We start from the raw sequence: 15,965 nt of genomic DNA, 5'->3' as shown, positions 1-15,965 counted from the left end.
ATTCGGCCTTCGGCCCGAGAGGGTGCCGGGGTCACATTTCCGCTTGCAGCTGATCTTTTTCGTTATGCCGATTATTCTGCGGAGCCGACATTGAACCACGACGCATTGGCCAAGCTCACCGTCACCATCATAGTCCTGGTCGCGTTGCTGGTATGGCGCGTTGCCGACCAGAAGAAGTCGATTGAATGCGGAGCAAATTGCCCGACCGACCTCTCCGCGAGCCGCAAGGCCGCTCAATAGGATCGGTTACCGCCGCCTGATCAGCATGGCGCGCTGCCTAGCGCTTTGCGGGTGGGCCGCTCTTGTTGCCGGGCTGTCCCTTGATGTTCGACGGATCCTGTTCCTGGACGTGCAGGTTCTGCGAGTTCGAACCGACCGTGCCTTGCTTGGCGGGCGGCCCGCTCTTGTTGCCCGGCGCGCCGGCGATGCCGGTTCCGGAACTCTGGGCGCTTGGAGACGTCGTGGCATCTGGGGAACCGGCGGCCGTATCGGGGCGTCCCGGAGGCGTTGCGGCCGCGCCGGGCCTGTCCTGATCGCCGACGTAACCGGATTCACCGGAGTTGCGGGTCTTGGCGCCCTTGTCGGCCTCGTTTTGCAGGTTCTGGGCAACCGCGTGTTGCGCCAGGATCGGGCCGGTTGCCATGGCACCGGCGATGAGCAGTGCGATTGTGCGGGTCCTCATGAGTGTCCCTCCTCTGGGTTGCGGGGACAACACGCATCGCGATCATCATTTCCTATGCGCGTGAAAAATCGCCGCAAGGGAACAGGCATGGCGAACCTGCCGCGGCCCGCTACGGCACCGCCGTGGCGCGATCCGTTCGAGCGGCCAATTGCGGCCGCCGGCGCGCCTCTATCGGGCGTCGCGCGCTGCGTATATCGTCCGCGCCAAACACAAGATCGGTCCCGCACGCCGGGTAACGACGCATAATGAGGAAGCGATGTCCGACAAGCTGCTGTTTTCGCCAATGACCATCCGCGGCGTCACGCTGAAGAACCGCATCGTGGTGCCGCCGATGCACCAGTATTCCGCCGAGAAGGGCTTTCCGACCGACTGGCACCTGATGAATGCCGGCAAGTTCGCCGCCGGCGGCGCCGGTCTCGTGATCGTCGAATCGACCAAGGTCGAGCGGCGCGGCTGCGGCACGATCGGCGATCTCGGCATCTGGGACGACAAGTTCATCGCGCCGCTCAGCCGCCTCGTCGGCTTCATCAAGCAGCAGAGCGCGGTCGCCGGCATCCAGCTCGGCCATTCCGGCCGCAAGGCGCGTGCGAGCCGGCCTTGGGAGGGCGACCGTCCGCTCGAACGCACCGCCGAGATCGAGGATTGGGATGCCTGGACGCCGGTGGCGCCGAGCGCGATCGCCCATAGCGAGCGCTGGCCGGTGCCGCGCGCGCTGGACACGCATGAGGTGAAGGACCTCGTCGAGGCCTGGGGGCAGGCGGCACGGCGCGCCCATCAGGCAGGGTTCGAGGTGCTGGAACTGCACGGCGCCCATGGCTATCTCGTGCACGAATTCCTCTCCGGGCGCTCCAACCAGCGCAACGATGAATATGGCGGCTCGGAAGCCAACCGGATGCGCTTCCTGATCGAGGTCACCGAGGCGGTGCGGGTGCACTGGCCGGATCACAAGCCGCTGTTCGTGCGGCTGTCGGTCGAGGACAATGCCGGCTGGGGCTCGGAGCAGAGCGCGCGGCTCGCCAGGATCCTGAAAGCCGAGGGCGTCGACGTGATCGACTGCTCATCGGGCGGAATCAGCGAGATGGCGCCGATCCTGGGCAAGGAGATCAAATACAACTATCAGGTGCCGCTCGCGGAATATGTCCGCGCCCATGCCGATATCATGACCATGGCGGTCGGCCTGATCATCCACGGGGACCAGGCCGAGCAAATCCTGCGTGATAAACAAGCAGATTTGATCGCGGTCGGCCGGGAAATCCTCAATAACCCGAACTGGCCGATGGACGCCGCGCTCAAGCTCGGCGTCGAGGGGCCGTTCCGCAATGTTCCTCCGCAGTTCGGCTATTGGCTGGGCACGCGGGCCAAGCGCGGATTCGGCACCCAGCCGTCGACCTGGCAGAACGGGTTGCGGGAGACTGGGCCAAAGGCCGACGAAAGGCTGACAGGGGGCTGACAAGAGGCCGATCCGGGCACCGTGACAGGACCGTAATGGTCCGGTGACAGCGCGGCCTTGATCCGACCAAAAAGCCGTTGTGTGGTGCCCCGCGTCGGGGTGGGGCCGAATGTTGCGAAACGTTGCCGGCCGTTAGCGAAGGGATCACGGATAATGCGCAAACATGTTGGCTTCTTGCTCGGGACGGTCGCGGGCGCGTGTCTCACCCTGCTGGTGGCCTCGCCGCAGGGCGCGCATCTGTTCGCCGTCGCCAACGCCGCCGCGCATTCCGACAGCAGCAACACCTATTCGCAGCTCAATCTGTTCGGCGAGGTGTTCGAGAAGGTCAAGACCGACTACGTCGAGAAGCCCGAGGACTCCAAGCTCGTCGAGGGCGCGATCAACGGCATGATCTCCTCGCTCGATCCGCACTCCCGCTACATGAACGAGAAGGGCTGGGCGGAGATGCAGGAGACCACGCATGGCGAGTTCGGCGGGCTCGGCATCGAGGTCACGATGGAGGACGGCTTCGTCAAGGTGGTGGCGCCGATCGACGACACGCCGGCCTCGCGCGCCGGCATCATGTCGGGCGACGTGATCACCTCGATCGACGACGACCAGATCCAGGGCATGACGCTCGATCAGGCCGTCAACAAGATGAAGGGCGCGCCCAACAGCTCGATCCGGTTGAAGATCGTCCGCAAGGACGCCGACAAGCCGATCGAGGTCTCGATTACGCGCGAGATCATCCGCGTCCGTCCGGTGAAGTATCACGTCGAGGGCGGCGACATCGGCTATATCAGGATCACCTCGTTCAACGAGCAGACCACCGAAGGTCTGCGCAAGGCGATCGGCGATGTCCAGAAGCAGGTCCCGCAGGACAAGCTCGCCGGCTACGTCGTCGACCTCCGCAACAATCCCGGCGGCCTGCTCGACCAGGCGGTCTCGGTGACCGCGACCCTGATGCAGCGCGGCGAGGTGGTCTCGACCCGCGGCCGCAATCCCGAGGAAACCCAGCGCTTCACCGCGCATGGCGGCGACATGACCAAGGGCAAGCCGCTCGTCGTCTTGATCAACGGCGGCTCGGCCTCGGCCTCCGAGATCGTCGCCGGCGCGCTGCACGACCATAAGCGCGCGACGCTGATCGGCACCCGCTCGTTCGGCAAGGGCTCGGTGCAGACCATCATTCCGCTCGGCACCGGCAATGGCGCGCTGGCGCTGACCACGGCGCGCTATTTCACGCCGTCGGGCCATTCGATCCAGGCACTCGGCATCAAGCCCGACATCGAGGTGCTGCAGGACGTGCCCGACGAGTTCAAGACCCGCTCGGAGATCAAGGGCGAGGCCTCGATGCGCGGCCATCTTTCCGCCGAGGGCGCCGAGCAGACCGGCTCGCAATCCTACGTCCCGCCGGACGAGAAGAACGACAAGGCGCTGGCCGCGGCGTTCAACCAGCTGCGCGGCGTCACCGTCAACGCCGACGCCAAGAACGCCGACACCAAGGCCGCGCAGAAGCGGCCGGTACCGAACTAGGACCTGACACATGTAGCCCGGATGGAGCCAACGGGTCGCGCGAACGCGCGCCCGATGACAGGCTCCGCGAAATCCGGGAGCGCTTTGCGCGTTGCAAGGTCCCCGGATTGCGCTGCGCTCCATCCGGGCTACGCGGCTACCGTCGCCGGGGCGCGCTGCCAAAATATCGAAAACAACCCCATGCAAAGGAGCCGGTGGTGGCTGGCGCTCGACCGGGCAATTTGACATGTCGGGCAATTTCAGGGTATTCTTCCAATATTCCGAAATCGTGCAGACGCCCCTCGGGTTCTCGACTTCCGAGCAGCCTTATGCCGCGCCGGCGACGGGTTTGCGCCGGCGCATGGTGCTCGCGCCCGCAGCGGGGCCGCGGCGGTGCCCGGCCAGCAGCTCGCGGATCTGGGCGGCGGGCTTTGGCGGGCTGAACAGATAGCCCTGCATTTCCGAGCAGCCGAGCTCGCGCAGCAATTGCTGCTGCTGCGCGGTCTCGACGCCTTCCGCCGTCGTCGTCATGCTGCGCTCGGCGGCGATGTTGACGACGGCCTCGACGATGCCGGCCGAGCCTTGCGGATCGGCGATGTCGGTGACGAAGCAGCGGTCGATCTTGATCTTGTCGAACGGGAATCGCTTCAGGTAGCTCAGCGACGAATAGCCGGTGCCGAAATCGTCGAGCGCGATCCTGATGCCGATGGCGCGCAGCTGGTGCAGCGCGGCCAGCGCCGTCTCGTCGTCGCGGATCAGCACCGCCTCGGTGATCTCGAGCTCGAGCCGGCTCGCTGACAGCCCCGACGATGCAAGCGCCGCGATCACCTTGAGCGCCAGCGTGCCGCTGCGGAACTGCACCGGCGAGACGTTGACGGCCAGCCTGACCTGGTCGGGCCAGTTCACGGCTTCCTTGCAGGCCGTCATCAGCACCCATTCGCCGAGCTGGTTGATCAGGCCGGTCTCTTCCGCAATCGGCACGAATTCGGCCGGCGAGATCATGCCGCGCTGTGGATGACGCCAGCGCACCAGCGCCTCGCAGCCCGTGATCTCGTTGCTGCGCAGGTCGACGCAGGGCTGGTAATGCACTTCGAGCCCGCTGCCGGCGGCGATCGTCTGCCGCAGCTCCATCTCGAGCTCGCGGCGGGCGCGGGCGTCGGCATCCATCGCCGGCTCGAACAAGCGGAAGACGCGCCGGCCGGCCGACTTCGCCGCATACATCGCAAGATCGGCGTTCTTCATGATCTGGTCGAGATCGGTGCCGTCCTTCGGCGCCAGCGCGATGCCGATGCTGGCGTCGGTCGTGACCTGGTGGCCGAGGCATTGATAGGGCGCGCGGATCACCTCGTAGATGCGCGCGACGAGGTCGGTGACCTCGGCCTCGCTCTTCACCCCGGTCTGCACGATCGCGAACTCGTCGCCGCCGAGGCGGGCGACGAAATCGCCTTCGCCGATCACGCCGCTCAGCGTCCGCGCCACGGACTTGAGAAGCTCGTCGCCGACCATGTGGCCGAGCGAGTCGTTGACGCCCTTGAATTCGTCGATGTCGATATAGAGCACCGCAAGCTGGCTGTCGGGCGCGACATGCGGCAGCTCGCGCCTGATCTCCTCGTGGAACAGCGCGCGGTTCGGCAGGTCGGTGAGCGCATCGTAGTGGGCAAGATGCGTGATGCGCTCCTCGGCGCGGCGGCGCTCGGTGACGTCCTCGTGGGTCGCAAGCCAGCCGCCGTCGGCCAGCGGCTCGTTGACGACCTGGATCGAGCGCCCGTCGGGCGTCGTGATCACCATGGTGTTGCGGATGCCGACGTCGCGCAGCACGAGATTGACGTAGCGCTCGACGTCGCCCTGGAACGAGCCGGTCCGGTGACGATGCACGATGACGTCGCGGAAGCTGCAGCCGGGCTTGATGATGTCGGCCGACAACCCGTACATCTCGATATAGCGCCTGTTGCAGATCACCAGGCGCTGCGCGGCATCGAACAGCAACAGCCCCTGCGTCATGTTGTTGACGGCAGTGTCGAGCCGCAGCTTCTCCAGCGTCAGGCGCTGCTGCTGGGCGCGATGTTGCTGCACCAGCTTGCGCACCACCAGCGTCAGCAGGATCGCGATCGCCAGCACCGAGATGCTGGTCACCGCGATCAGGATGCCGATCTGCTCGCGCCAGTTGGCGAGCGCCGCCTCCGTGGTGCTCGTCGCGACGACGACGATCGGGAATTTGGTCAGCGCCCGCGACGACACCAGGCGGTCCTTGCCGTCGACCGGGCTGGCGAGCCGCGTCGTGCTTTGCGGCAGCTCGAACACCTGCTGCTGATTGACCGGACCGTTGCGGAAATTCCTCCCGATCAGCTCCTCGACATGGGGATAGCGCGCCAGCAGCGTGCCGTCGCGGTGATGCATCGAGATCGCGGCGCCGTCGCCGAGCGCCACGGTGGAGAAGAACTTCTCGAAGGCCGCCGGCTCGATGCCGCGGCCGACCACGCCGAGGAATTCGCCGTGCGGACCGGTCACCTTGCGGACGATAACGGTGGTCCAGTTTCCGGTGATGCGGCTGACCACCGGCGCGACCTGCATGTCGGGCGAATAGGGGCTCGACTTGAAGATCTGGAAGTAGGGGCGGTCGGCAATGCTGGCCTGCGGCAGCGGCCAGGCGCCCGAGCTGTTGATCAGAACGCCGTCGGCGTCGAACACGTTGAGGCTGCCGACATTGGACAGCGCGTCCATCTTGGATTTGAGCATCGCATGGATGTCGGCGGCCGACATCCGGCGCCTGTAATTCTCCGGCGTCGCGATTGCATTGTCGCGCATGAACGCGATCAGGTCGCGCTGGACGACTTCGAGATCGTCGAGCTGCTGGTCGAAATGCCGCGCCAGCAGCAGCACGGTGTTCTCGAGCTCACGCTCGCTGTTGTGCAGGGCGCGATCGCGGAAATTCTCCGCCATCAGCGTGGCGCCGATCGCGATCGCGGCCATCAGCACGGCGCCGCCGAGGATCAGCCAGCGGATCGGACCGCTGCCGATCACCGAGGTGATGTTGAACGAGGCGCTGCCGTTTGGATTCATGTGCCGCAATCGCTTCCAGGTGCTTCACCCGGAAGTAGGTTTCGTGCACCCCCGGCCCGCGAAAGTCGTATCCAATCGAAATGGAGCGCGGGTTAGCGAGATTGGTTAACGAAATCTTGCGGGATTCGCGGCAGGCCGTCGCTTGCGCATCGGTCGCAATCACGCGCCGGCGCGGTAGTGCCCGGACTTGCCACCGATCTTCTCGACGAGGTGGATGCCCTCGATGCGGATGCCGCGATCGACCGCCTTGACCATGTCGTAGATCGTCAGGCATGCGACCGAGACCGCGGTCAGCGCCTCCATTTCGACGCCGGTCGGCCCCGTCACTTTGACGCTGGCGCGGACGATGCAGCCGGGCAGCTTGCGGTCGGGTGTGATGTCGATCGTGACCTTGGTCAGCGCCAGTGGATGGCAGAGCGGGATCAATTCCGAGGTCCGCTTCGCCGCCATGATGCCGGCGATCCGCGCCGTCGCCAGCACGTCGCCCTTCTTGGCCTGGCCGGTTTCGATCAGCGCCAGCGTTGCCTTGCTCATCAGGACGCGGCCTTCGGCAACGGCGGTCCGTTCGGTGGCGGGCTTGGCCGAGACGTCGACCATGCGCGCGTCGCCCTTGGCGTCGATGTGGGTGAGGGCGGTGCCCGAGCCGGACGGCTCGGCTTTGGTCTTGCCCTTGCTGTTCCGCGCCATTGCGTCAGCGCGTTGCGGTGGCGCGCGGGGCGGCCTGCCGCGTCAGCAAGGCGCGGGTCGCCGCGGTGACGTCCTGCTGCCGCATCAGACTTTCACCGACCAGGAAGGTCGACATCCCGACCCGTTCGAGCCGGGCGAGATCGTCAGGCGTGAAGATGCCGCTCTCGCCGACCATCAGGCGGTCGCGTGGGATCAGCGGCGCCAGCGCCTCGCTGGTCGCCAGCGTGGTCTCGAAGGTGCGCAGATTGCGGTTGTTGACGCCGATCATCGGCGAGCGAAGTTTCAAGGCACGGTCAAGCTCGGCGCGATCATGGATCTCGACCAGCACGTCCATGCCGTAGCCGAGCGCGGCGTCCTCGATCTCCCGGGCCGCCGCGTCGTCGAGCGCGGCCATGATGATCAGGATGCAGTCGGCGCCATGGGCGCGCGCTTCCGCCACCTGGTAGGTGTCGAACATGAAATCTTTGCGCAGCACCGGCAGGCTGGTCGCCGCGCGGGCCGCGACCATGAAGTCGAGATGGCCCTGGAACGAGGGCGCATCGGTCAGCACCGACAGGCAGGCCGCGCCGCCGGCCTCATAGGCTTTGGCGAGCACGGGCGGATCGAAATCGGCCCGGATCAAGCCTTTCGAAGGCGAGGCCTTCTTCACTTCCGCGATCAGCGCGTAGTCGCCGCGCGCATGCTTGTCCTTGAGGGCGCGGACGAAGCCGCGCGGGGCCGAGGCTGATCTGGCCTGCGCCTCGACCTCGGCGAGCGGATGGGCGCGCTTCGCGGCGGCGATCTCCTCGCGCTTGTAGGCCTCGATCTTGGTCAGGATGTCGGACATCGCTTAACGCCTTGCTTGCGCATGATCTGATTCGAAAAACCGGTTCCCACTTTTTCGGATCATGCTCAACCGTTCGAAACCGCGACCAGATGCTTCAGCCGCGCCGCGGCAGCGCCGCTGTCGAGCGACTGCGTGCCGATCGCGACGCCTTCCTTGAGGTCCTTGGCGCGGCCGGCCACGATCAGCGCGGCGGCGGCGTTGAGCAGGGCGACGTCGCGATAGGCGCTCGGCTTGCCCTGCAGCACGCTGGAGAGTGCGATCGCATTGGCATCGGCGTCACCGCCCTTCAGCGCCTCGCCGCCGACGCGGCCAAGGCCGGCGTCCTCGGGCGTCACCTCCGATGTCCTGATCTCGCCGTTCTCGAGCGTCGCAACGAAGGTCGGGCCGGTGAGGGTGATCTCGTCGAGGCCATCGGAGCCATGCACGACCCAGACCCTGTCGGAGCCGAGGTTCTTCAGCACCTGCGCCAGCGGCTGCACCCATTGCCGCGAGAATACGCCGACCATCTGCCGCTTGACGCCGGCCGGGTTCGACAGCGGCCCGAGCAGGTTGAAGATGGTGCGGGTGGCGAGCTCGACCCGGGTCGGACCGACATTCTTCATCGCCGGATGATGCGCGGGCGCGAACATGAAGCCGATGCCGGCTTCCTTGACGCAGCGCCCGACTTGTTCGGGCGTCAAATCGAGCTTGACGCCGAGCGAGGCCAGCACGTCGGCGGCGCCCGAGCGCGACGACAATGCGCGGTTGCCGTGCTTCGCCACGGGCACGCCGGCGCCGGCCACGATGAATGCCGCGCAGGTCGAGACGTTGACCGAGCCGGAGCCGTCGCCGCCGGTGCCGACGATGTCGACGGCCTCCGCCGGCGCCGTGACCGGCAGCATCTTGCCGCGCATCGCGGTGACGGCGCCAGTGATCTCCTCGACGGTCTCGCCGCGCACCCGCAGCGCCATCAATAGCCCGCCCATCTGCGAGGGCGTGGCTTCGCCGGACATCATGCTGTCGAAGGCGGACGCCGCCTCTTCACGCGTCAGCGTGGCGCCGGTGGCGACTTTTCCGATGATCGATTTCAGGTCGTCCATTCGCTGGCTCAGGGTCTGTTGTTGGAGCTTGATCGCCGCGCAGCGCGTCGTCGGGCTGTCCCGATCATGCTCAATTATTTGCGCCTGTCACCTGTGCGAAGGCTGCCTGGTTGATGGTCACACCGATATCGGACTCGATCTTCGTGACATATTGCGCGACCTGCTCGTCGCTGAGCGACCGCCGCAGCGCCTCGGTGAGCTGCTTGGCCGCGTCTGACGCGAAGTCCACCGGCGGCACCGTCACGTTGGTGACGCGGAAGACCACCCACTGGCTGCCGCCGGCGACCGAGGTCTGTCCGTCGCCGTCCTTGGCGGCCCGGAATGCGGCTGCAATCACGCCGGCCGGGACGGCAGGCAGCGAGGCCTCGCGGTTGAAATTCGCCGCGGTTTCGACCTTGACGCCGACAGCGGCGGCTTCGTCGGCGAGCTTGGCGCCGCTGTCGAGCTTCTGGACGATCTCGGTCGCCTTGGCGCGCAGCTTGGTGGAGGCCTGGTCTTCGCGCCATTTGGCCTCGACCTGGTCGCGAACCTCGTCGAGGCTGCGCTCGCGCGACGGCGTGATGCCGAGCACGTCGTACCAGACATAGCCGCCGTTGAACTGGATCGGGTCGTTGTCGACGCCGACGTCGCTGTTGAAGGCCTGCGACACCACGTCGAGACCGCGCGGGATGTTGGTCGCGACCTGGCCGTTCGGCAGCCGCCCGGAGCGATCGACCGCGTCGATGGTGATGGGGGTCAGCTTCAGCTTCTGTGCGGCTTCGACGACGCTGGCGCCGCCGCCGCGCTCGTCTTCCATCTTGTCGCGCAGCTCGGCGACCTTGGTGCGGGCGCGCTCGGAGGCGATCTCGTTCTTCACCTGCTGGGCGAGGCTTTCATAGCTCGGGGTCGCGCCGGGCTCGACCTTGCCGACCTTGACCAGCGCGACGCCGAAGCGGCCCTGCACCGGCTGGCTGACGTCGCCGGCGGGCAGGGAGAAGGCGGCATCGGCGACGGCCGGATCGAGGATCGCCGACTTTGCGACCAGACCGAGATTGACGTCGGCCAGATTGAGATTGCGCTCCTTGGCGATGTCGTCGAACGACGTGCCCGACGCGATCCGGCCGCGCGCGGCCTGCGCCTCGCCGGCGTCCGGAAACACGATCTGCGAGACCTCGCGCTTCTCCGGCGTGCTGAGCCGGTCCTTGCGCTCCTCGAAGATCTTCCTGGCGTCCTCGTCCGACACCGTTTCCCACTTGCCGATCTCCTCGGGCGTGATGGCGACGAAGGAGATCTTGCGGTATTCGGGCGCGCGGAACTGGGCCTTGTGGTCCTCGAAATAGGCGGCGAGCGCCTCGGGCGAGGGCGGATCGATGGTGCCGGCCTGCGCAGCGCCGAGCGTGATGTAGTCGATCGAACGCTGCTCGTTCTGGAACCGGGTCAGCGCCTCGACCAGCGATTTCGGCGGCTCGATCCCGGACGAGATGGTGCCGGCGATCTGCCGCCTGAGGCCAACGCGGCGCTGCTCGGCGATGTAGCGGCCCTCGGTATAGCCATAGTTGCGGATCACGGCCTGGAAACGCTGCGGGTCGAACTGGTTGTTGAGGCCCTTGAAGTTCGGATCGTTGTAGATCGCGCGCAGCACCTCGGCGTCGGACACGTTGAGGCCCATGCGGCGCGCTTCCTCGTCCAGCGCGGCTTCCGCAAGCGTCTGCTGCAGCACCTGGCGGTCGATGCCGAAGGCGCGCGCCTGGTCCGGCGTCAGCGGACGGCCGAACTGGCGGCCAAGCTGCTGCAGGCGGTCGGTATAGATCTGGCGGAACTGCTCGGCCGAAATCTCGGTCCCGCCCACCTTGGCGAAGGTCGACTGGCCAAACCCCTTGAAAATGTCGGCAATGCCCCAAATTCCGAAACTGACGATCAAAACGCCCATCACCACGGCCATAATCGTCTTGCCGAGCCAGTTTGATGAGGCTTTCCGCATTCCTCGAAGCATGGGTCCAACTTGTTTTACAGGAGGGGAACCGGGTCGTGCCCAATGGGGAGCCGAAAGTCGAGGCTTTTGTCCCGCAGCAGGGCGTCACCGGGTTGAAAACCCATCATAAAGTGGCCGAAGCGCCCCCGCAACCTTGGCCGCGCGGGCGGAAGCGTCGCACGGTGTGCGCGAAGCCGCGCTCTGGAAGTCGCCGCCCGGCTCTGGTAGCGCAGGGACACGCTTGAACGATGGGACATCCGACATGACCGACGCCATCCGGCCGCTGATCGCCGGCAACTGGAAAATGAACGGCCTGAAATCCTCTTTTGTCGAGTTCGACGCGATGCTGGCGGGCGCCGGCGATGTCGCCGGAAAGGCCGATCTCCTGGTCTGTCCGCCGGCGACGCTGGTCGGGGCCTTTGCCGACAAGGCGCGCGGCTCGAAGGTCGCGGTCGGCGCCCAGGATTGCCATCCGAAGGCATCGGGTGCCCACACCGGCGATCTCTCGGCGGAGATGTTCAAGGATCTCGGCGCGGTCGCGATCATCGTCGGCCATTCCGAGCGGCGCGCCGACCACGGCGAGACCGACGCCTTGATTCGGCAGAAGGCGGAGGCCGCCTGGCGCGCCCACCTGACCGCGATCGTCTGCATCGGCGAGACGCGCGAGCAGCGCGACGCCGGCAAGACGCTCGATGTCTGCGGCACCCAGCTTGCGGGCTCGCTGCCCGATGGCTCGACCGCGGCCAACCTGGTGGTGGCCTATGAGCCGGTCTGGGCGATCGGCACCGGCCTGACCCCGACGGCCAAGGATGTCGAGGAAGTTCACAGGTTTATCCGAGGTCAGCTCACCGATCGCTTCAAGGGCGAGGGAAACAGGATCAGGATCCTGTACGGCGGCTCGGTCAAGCCGTCGAACGCGGCCGAGCTGATGGCGGTCGCCAATGTCAACGGCGCGCTGGTCGGCGGCGCCAGCCTGAAGGCGTCGGACTTCCTGGCCATCGCGGCGGGGTGTTAGGGCCGCCCATTTCACAACGAGCTCTCACACCGTCATCCTGAGGAGGCCGCAACGCGGCCGCCTCGAAGGATCGACGGCCCGGCTGGTGGCCGTTCATCCTTCGAGACGCCGCTACGCGGCTCCTCCAGCGACAAAGGCTTCGCCTTTGCGCGGGGGTGACGGGATTGGCAGTGTTGCGCAGACAGCTGCCATCGGTATCTCTGTTTGGCTACGGATTCAGGCCGCAGCGGCGCCGATCCGCTTCCAATAGATCATCGTCCCGGTGAGGCCGCCATGCGGCTTCAGCGCGTAGTCCGGGATGACGCCGGTGAGCTGAAAGCCTTGCTTTTCATAGAGCGGTGCGGCGCCGTCGTCGACGGCGGTGTCGAGCACCAGCAGCGTGCGTCCGTGCTCGACGGCGAGCGCTTCGGCGGCGCGCAGCAATGCGGTGGCGACGCCGCGATGGCGGTGGCTGAGGTGCGTCATCATCTTGGCGATCTCGGCGCGGTGCGGCTGGTTCGGTGGCAGCTTCAGCAGCAGCGTCACGGTGGCGATCAGATCAGTGCCGTCGAACGCACCGAGCACTACTCGTTCGCCGCGCGCGGCGGCAGCAAGCGAGTCCTGCCAGAATGCGTCGGCGTCCTCCGGCGACAGCGGATGCATGAAGCTGACCGAGCCGCCGTTCGCGACGGTCTCGATCAGGAGCTCGCCAAGCGCACCGCGGATCTCGGGTCCGTCGATGAGCGGCTTGATGGCAAAATGCGACATGCATCAGCTCCGGGCCAGGGCGACCACATAGGTGCAGGAGGCGTTGGTCTCGTTGGCGAAGGTCGTCTCTGCCGGCGGTCCGAATCCGAGGCAATCGCCGGCGGCGAGCACGTGGCGTGCGCCGCCTTCGGTGATGACGACGCTGCCGCTGAGCACCCAGACCAGTTGGCGGATATGCGCGTAGGAGGAGGCGGGCAGGGTCACGGTCTGCTTCGGCGGCAGCTCGACCCGCACCAGCTCGACCGGATGGTCGGGACGGCTGAACACCTGGCGGCGCAGATAGCCGGTTTCCGGATCGCGCCAGACCGTTTGCGCGGCGGCGCGCGACAGCCGTTCGCCCTGGCCTTCGGCGCGCAACATCAGGCCGGCCAGGGTGAGATCGAAAGCCGAGGCGAGGCGTACCAGCACGACCGCGGTGGGGCTGACCTCGGCGCGCTCGATCTTGCTGATCGTGGCCTTGGAGACGCCGGCGCGCTCGGCGAGGTCGGCCAGTGACCAGCCCCGGCCATCGCGTTCGAGCCGGATCCGCTGCGCCAGGCGTTGGCTCAGATCGTCTACCAAAGTATCCATATATCTATTATAATAGAAACCGCCGGTTCCGGGCAAGGCCTGGCCGGTCCGTGATCGGCGCTGCTTGTGATCATCGACAGTGCGACTATCTCGGGGGTGACAATGCCCGGTGCAATCGTGTAACAGGGCGCGACTTCACGAAAACCGTAAAGCCGATAGCGCCGTTTGTCTGGCCGCTTGGCGGCTTGTGACGGAAGGCTTGCGATGCAGACTGTCGTTATCATTGTCCACCTCATGATTGTCGCCGTCATGATCGGCGCCGTGCTGTTGCAGAAATCCGAAGGCGGCGGCCTTGGCATGGGTGGCGGCGCCGGCTTCATGTCGAGCCGCGGCACCGCCAATCTGCTGACGCGGACCACGGCGATCCTCGCGGTGGGCTTCTTCATCACCAGCCTGTTCCTGTCCTGGTACGCAGGCTATGACCGCAAGCCGAGCTCGATCATCGGCACCGGCGCACCGGCGCAGACCCAGCCGGCCGGCGGCACGCCGATGAACGCGCCGACCTCGGGCGGCATCCTCGATTCGCTGAAGAAGGCCGACGAGCAGCAGGGGCAGCAGGCCCCGAGCGGTCCGCAGGCGCCACGGTCGCAATAAAGCAGGGTGGCCATGCAGGATGCCCCGCTGGCATCCTGCATCAGAAACCCCCATCAATGCTCTGAAATCGCTTCCAGTTTGATGCAACCCACAGCCCGGCGAATTGTTTGCCGGGAACAGCCGATTCGTTTTGCGAATCGGCGGAGTCGGATTAAAGGTAAAGTCCCATGGCGCGGTACATATTCATCACCGGCGGCGTGGTCTCCTCGCTCGGCAAGGGTCTGGCTTCAGCGGCGCTCGGCGCTCTGCTGCAGGCCAGGGGCTACAAAGTCCGCCTTCGCAAGCTCGATCCCTATCTAAACCTCGATCCCGGAACGATGTCGCCGTATCAGCACGGCGAAGTGTTCGTGACCGACGACGGCGCCGAGACCGATCTCGATCTCGGCCATTACGAGCGCTTCACCGGTCGTCCGGCCACCAAGGCCGACAACATCACGACCGGTCGGATCTACCAGGACATCATCTCCAAGGAGCGCCGCGGCGACTATCTCGGCGCCACCATCCAGGTGGTCCCGCACGTCACCAACGCGATCAAGGAATTCGTGCTCGACGGCAACGACGAGTACGATTTCGTGCTGGTCGAGATCGGCGGCACCGTCGGCGACATCGAGGGCCTGCCGTTCTTCGAGGCGATCCGCCAGCTCAAGAACGAGCTGCCGCGCGATCACGCGGTCTACATTCACCTGACGCTTCTGCCGTACATTCCAAGTGCCGGCGAACTCAAGACAAAGCCGACGCAGCACTCGGTGAAGGAGCTGCGCTCGATCGGCATCCAGCCGGACATCCTGCTGTGCCGCACCGACCGCGAGATCCCGAAGGAGGAGCGGCGCAAGCTCGGCCTGTTCTGCAACGTGCGCGAGAGCGCCGTGATCGAGGCGCGCGACGTCGACAACATCTACGCCGTGCCGGAGGCCTATCACGCCGCCGGCCTCGACGACGAGGTGCTGGCCGCGTTCGGCATCACCGCGAAGATTCCGCCGGCGCTGCAGAGCTGGCACGTCATCAACGAGCGCGTCCGCAATCCGGAAGGTGCGGTGACGATCGCCATCGTCGGCAAATACACCGGCATGAAGGACGCCTACAAATCGCTGATCGAGGCGCTGTCGCACGGCGGCATCGCCAACAAGGTGAAGGTCAATCTCGACTGGATCGAGAGCGAGGTGTTCGAGAACGAGGACCCGGCGCCGTTCCTCGAGCACGTCAACGGCATACTGGTGCCCGGCGGCTTCGGCCAGCGCGGCGCCGAGGGCAAGATCCGCGCGGCGCAGTTCGCGCGCGAGCGTGACGTGCCGTATTTCGGCATCTGCTTCGGCATGCAGATGGCGGTGATCGAGGCGGCGCGCAATCTGGTCGGCATCGAGGACGCCAACTCGACCGAGTTCGGCCCGACCAAGGAGCCGCTGGTCGGCCTGATGACGGAATGGCTGCGCGGCAACGAGCTCGAGAAGCGCTCGCAGAGCGGCGATCTCGGCGGCACGATGCGGCTCGGGGCCTATCCGGCGGCGCTCAACCGCGGCAGCCGCGTCTCGCAGGTCTATGGCGGCGCGACCGAGATCTCCGAGCGGCACCGCCATCGCTACGAGGTCAACACCGCCTACAAGGACCGCCTCGAGCAGCACGGCCTGCGCTTCTCCGGCATGTCGCCCGACGGCGTGCTGCCGGAGATCGTGGAGTACGAGGACCATCCCTGGTTCATCGGGGTCCAGTTCCATCCCGAGCTGAAGTCGCGGCCGTTCGAGCCGCATCCGCTGTTTGCCTCGTTCATCGAGGCCGCAGCGAAGCAGAGCCGGCTGGTCTAACCGAGCGGCCGCCA

13 protein-coding genes and 1 pseudogene are annotated in these 15,965 nt (G+C 66.3%); 6 read left to right on the top strand and 8 right to left on the bottom strand.

Features of this window, described 5'->3' with window-relative positions:
- The first annotated feature begins 90 nt into the window (after positions 1 to 90).
- Positions 91 to 240 (top strand): hypothetical protein, encoded by a 150-nt coding sequence (locus XI02_RS23385; protein WP_018271828.1) that lies wholly within the window; start codon positions 91 to 93, stop codon positions 238 to 240.
- Positions 241 to 277: 37 nt separating this feature from the next.
- Here the strand turns inward: XI02_RS23385 and XI02_RS45465 are convergent.
- A pseudogene (locus XI02_RS45465) lies at positions 278 to 463 on the bottom strand (hypothetical protein); the annotation flags it as partial.
- Between the two features lie 475 nt (positions 464 to 938).
- On the opposite strand from XI02_RS45465, the gene XI02_RS23375 reads away from it, so the two are divergent.
- Entirely contained in the window at positions 939 to 2,132 is a 1,194-nt protein-coding gene (locus tag XI02_RS23375; protein ID WP_050999533.1) for an NADH:flavin oxidoreductase/NADH oxidase, read from the top strand.
- A 153-nt stretch (positions 2,133 to 2,285) separates the two neighbouring features.
- Positions 2,286 to 3,644 (top strand): S41 family peptidase, encoded by a 1,359-nt coding sequence (locus XI02_RS23370; RefSeq protein ID WP_018271826.1) that lies wholly within the window; start codon positions 2,286 to 2,288, stop codon positions 3,642 to 3,644.
- A gap of 306 nt (positions 3,645 to 3,950) precedes the next feature.
- Here the strand turns inward: XI02_RS23370 and XI02_RS23365 are convergent, their stop codons facing one another.
- The 5 genes from XI02_RS23365 to XI02_RS23345 form a co-directional block, all read right to left on the bottom strand.
- On the bottom strand, positions 3,951 to 6,683 hold the full coding sequence (locus XI02_RS23365) for an EAL domain-containing protein (protein WP_018271825.1): 2,733 nt from the start codon (positions 6,681 to 6,683) through the stop codon (positions 3,951 to 3,953).
- Between the two features lie 159 nt (positions 6,684 to 6,842).
- Positions 6,843 to 7,370, bottom strand: coding sequence for a cyclic pyranopterin monophosphate synthase MoaC (gene moaC, locus XI02_RS23360; RefSeq protein ID WP_016841390.1), 528 nt, complete (start codon positions 7,368 to 7,370; stop codon positions 6,843 to 6,845).
- A gap of 4 nt (positions 7,371 to 7,374) precedes the next feature.
- Positions 7,375 to 8,196, bottom strand: a complete 822-nt coding sequence (gene trpC / locus XI02_RS23355) for an indole-3-glycerol phosphate synthase TrpC (RefSeq protein WP_018271824.1) — start codon at positions 8,194 to 8,196, stop codon at positions 7,375 to 7,377.
- 65 nt (positions 8,197 to 8,261) lie between these two features.
- Entirely contained in the window at positions 8,262 to 9,275 is a 1,014-nt protein-coding gene (trpD, locus tag XI02_RS23350) for an anthranilate phosphoribosyltransferase (protein ID WP_016841388.1), read from the bottom strand.
- 70 nt (positions 9,276 to 9,345) lie between these two features.
- Positions 9,346 to 11,247 carry a peptidylprolyl isomerase gene (locus XI02_RS23345; protein WP_026192806.1) on the bottom strand — a complete coding sequence of 634 codons (1,902 nt, stop codon included), beginning with the start codon at positions 11,245 to 11,247 and terminating at the stop codon, positions 9,346 to 9,348.
- 241 nt (positions 11,248 to 11,488) lie between these two features.
- On the opposite strand from XI02_RS23345, the gene tpiA reads away from it, so the two are divergent.
- Positions 11,489 to 12,241 carry a triose-phosphate isomerase gene (gene tpiA / locus XI02_RS23340; RefSeq protein ID WP_016841386.1) on the top strand — a complete coding sequence of 251 codons (753 nt, stop codon included), beginning with the start codon at positions 11,489 to 11,491 and terminating at the stop codon, positions 12,239 to 12,241.
- A 216-nt stretch (positions 12,242 to 12,457) separates the two neighbouring features.
- Here tpiA and XI02_RS23335 read toward each other — a convergent pair whose 3' ends face one another.
- Together XI02_RS23335 and XI02_RS23330 are read right to left on the bottom strand one after the other, a co-directional pair.
- Entirely contained in the window at positions 12,458 to 12,988 is a 531-nt protein-coding gene (locus XI02_RS23335; RefSeq protein WP_016841385.1) for an N-acetyltransferase, read from the bottom strand.
- A gap of 3 nt (positions 12,989 to 12,991) precedes the next feature.
- A complete protein-coding gene (locus XI02_RS23330; protein WP_016841384.1) occupies positions 12,992 to 13,558 on the bottom strand; it encodes an XRE family transcriptional regulator in 567 nt (188 codons plus the stop codon).
- 204 nt (positions 13,559 to 13,762) lie between these two features.
- Here XI02_RS23330 and secG point away from each other — a divergent pair, with 204 nt between their 5' ends.
- Positions 13,763 to 14,152: a preprotein translocase subunit SecG gene (gene secG / locus XI02_RS23325; protein ID WP_026192805.1), complete on the top strand. Its 390-nt coding sequence runs from the start codon at positions 13,763 to 13,765 to the stop codon at positions 14,150 to 14,152.
- A gap of 167 nt (positions 14,153 to 14,319) precedes the next feature.
- Positions 14,320 to 15,951, top strand: coding sequence for a CTP synthase (locus tag XI02_RS23320; RefSeq protein WP_018271822.1), 1,632 nt, complete (start codon positions 14,320 to 14,322; stop codon positions 15,949 to 15,951).
- Positions 15,952 to 15,965 lie beyond the last annotated feature (14 nt).

The sequence above is a fragment of the Bradyrhizobium sp. CCBAU 21365 genome (genome assembly GCF_015291305.1).
Classification (GTDB): domain Bacteria; phylum Pseudomonadota; class Alphaproteobacteria; order Rhizobiales; family Xanthobacteraceae; genus Bradyrhizobium; species Bradyrhizobium elkanii.
Note: the sequence above shows the minus strand (reverse complement) of the source record. Positions and strands in the feature narration are given on the sequence as shown.